Source organism: Candidatus Ruminimicrobium bovinum (assembly GCF_902760015.1).
Taxonomy (GTDB): Bacteria; Elusimicrobiota; Endomicrobiia; order Endomicrobiales; family Endomicrobiaceae; genus Ruminimicrobium; species Ruminimicrobium bovinum.
In genome coordinates, this window is the sequence record NZ_CACWEU010000100.1 from 1 (window position 1) to 2506 (window position 2506).

General features: G+C 26.0%; 3 protein-coding genes. All 3 read left to right on the top strand.

What is annotated here, in order from left to right:
* Positions 1–413 precede the first annotated feature (413 nt).
* The 3 genes from ACMUOV_RS03725 to ACMUOV_RS03735 are packed head-to-tail and all read left to right on the top strand — an operon-like array spanning position 414 to position 2153.
* The gene (locus tag ACMUOV_RS03725; RefSeq protein WP_413853777.1) at positions 414–566 is read left to right on the top strand and encodes a hypothetical protein; all 153 of its coding nucleotides are present in this window, start codon (positions 414–416) and stop codon (positions 564–566) included.
* A gap of 5 nt (positions 567–571) precedes the next feature.
* A complete protein-coding gene (locus ACMUOV_RS03730) occupies positions 572–706 on the top strand; it encodes a hypothetical protein (RefSeq protein WP_413853775.1) in 135 nt (44 codons plus the stop codon).
* 13 nt (positions 707–719) lie between these two features.
* Positions 720–2153, top strand: a complete 1434-nt coding sequence (locus tag ACMUOV_RS03735) for a DUF2971 domain-containing protein (protein WP_413853776.1) — start codon at positions 720–722, stop codon at positions 2151–2153.
* Positions 2154–2506 lie beyond the last annotated feature (353 nt).

The following is a 2506-nucleotide window of genomic DNA, read 5'->3' on the forward strand; positions in this document are numbered from 1 at the left end:
AAACTTTCAAAATCTTATTGTATTAGTATTATCGGTGACAATACCGATACGGAAAAAACAAAATTTATATTTCCTTGGGATATTTATCGCTTAAAAGTTTAATTTCTGTTACGAGCGAAGCAAAGCAATTCCACCTTTTTCGTCATGCGAAAAATTTTTGAAAAATTTTTGTGGCAATCCGGTGCCGTTAATTATACATTTTTTTATTTCCTTTATTTTAAACTAAAATATTAAAGTCTTGAACGACAACGATAAAAAACAACGAACTGCAAAAATCCGTAAATCCTTTAAAAAACAACAAACGATAGCAAGAAATTTGTTATTGTTTTGACAAAAATAATATTAAATAATACAATAAACAAAAATGCGGATTTATGCATTTTTGTAAAGTGAATTATTATAAAGGAGAGTAAATGATTTTTAAAAGAGATTATTATCTTAATAAATTAATAAACAATAAAAATAATAGTTTTATAAAAGTTATTACCGGCATAAGAAGATGCGGAAAATCTAAAATTCATAAAGAAATTACTGTTAGCCAGTATTTACAGAGAATTAAGAGATAGTAAGGATGAGTAACTTAAGAGAATTAACAAAAAGTGAAGAAAAAAATATAGAAGGAATACAGCAAGAATTAAAGGATAAGAAAATAAGTCATCCTTTTGAGGATGATTTGTTGGGTTTGAAACCTTTTGCGGAAACATAGTAATGGTTAAAACATGGAATATTTATATCGTTATCGTTCAATAGATAAATTATTTGAATACAAAGAACTTGAAAACCTTGAAATATATTTTGCCAAACTGGACGAACTAAACGACCAAATGGAAGATTATATGAATATTGTTTGGCAAGGGGATGAAATAGCTTTTCAGGGATTATTAAAACATTACTTATATGTATTAACGAATTTATGTTGTGATGTAAGCATTAAGGAAAAAAGAGGGAAAATAGATACTGAGCATTTACTAGCTTTTTTATCAATAGATGCTTTAGATGTGCCGGAATTTAAAACTGTTTTTAAATCAATTTATTATGAATTTTTTAGTTTTCAATGTATTGCTGATATTCCAAAAAAATTAGCACAATCAAATAAAAAGTTTACAGTAGATGAAATATTATTAATTTTAAAAAGCATACATCTTTATGCATATTTAGTAATAAATACGGAAATACGAAAGTTTGTATGGAAAATTAATCCTCTTGAAGAAAAAAAATACAATGAAATTTATAACGAAGTAAAGACTTGGCGAGGATCTTTACGAACAATAGATTTATTGATTAATGGATTATATTCTAAAGAAGATGTTTTAAACGAAATCAATAAGTTTAATTATCTATATCAGTTTAGTAAAATATATATGAACAATATGTATAAAGATAAGGATACTTACAATATAAGTATTTTAATTTTTGATTTTCCAGAATTGTATATAAAAAATATTAAAAAGTTATTGTATAAAAATTCTTGTGTTGCTTGTTTTTCTGCAACATTTCGCAATGAACCTATGTGGGCACACTATGCTAATAATGAAAATGGTATTTGTTTAAAATATAAAATAGAAAAAGAGAATAATTCAATGTATATTAACTTGAATTCTCTTTCTGGAGTGAGTTGTAGTGATAAAGGAATTGAAATAAATAGAAAATTTCATAAACATGAATTTAATAAGATTATATATTCAAATAATTATCCAGAAATTGATTTTTTTACTTCATTAGGATGTGTACCATTGGCTATAATCGATAAATTTTGGCTTGCCAATTATGAACAAACTAAATTTAGTTGTTGTCTTAAAAAATACAATAATGATAAGGAATGGATGGTAAATTATCATAAAAAGGCTAAAGATTACATTTGTACAAAATCGAAAAATTGGGAATATGAACAAGAGTACAGAATTTTTAAAAGAGAAGCTTTCTTTACTATATATGAAGATAAGCAAAATAGAATTGCAAACTATAAATTTGAAGATTTAGATGCAATTATTTTTGGAAGGAAAGTATCTATAGAAGATAAGAGAAAAGTTGTGAGGATTATAAATAAATATTGTCTAGAAAACAAGGTAAAACCTTGTAATTTCTATGACTTGTATTATTCAACAATTTCTAAGCAATTGGAAATAAAACCTTGCAAGTATTTCGTAAAATAAAACCAAAATTCAACAGAATTGGACTGGGGATAAGGGGGAAGGTTCAACTCCTCTTTGGGAAGTTAGGGATTTTTCAAAACTTTCACCTTTGCCCTTTCTCTTCCATTTTTTTATTTTCTATCGCTCTTACCAATAATTTTGGTAATATCACCAACAAAATATATATAAAATTCAGTTACCGATGATTTCTCGGTAGTTCAAAAAAATCAGAATTAATGCAAATACATTTGAATCGGTTCTATTTCTAAACCCATTGAATTCGATGGGTTTAAAATTTGTATTGTTTTTGTGTAATCAGTCAACATGATTATTAAACTCTAATCTCTCCTTTCCACTGTTGCCGTTTTGCCGTT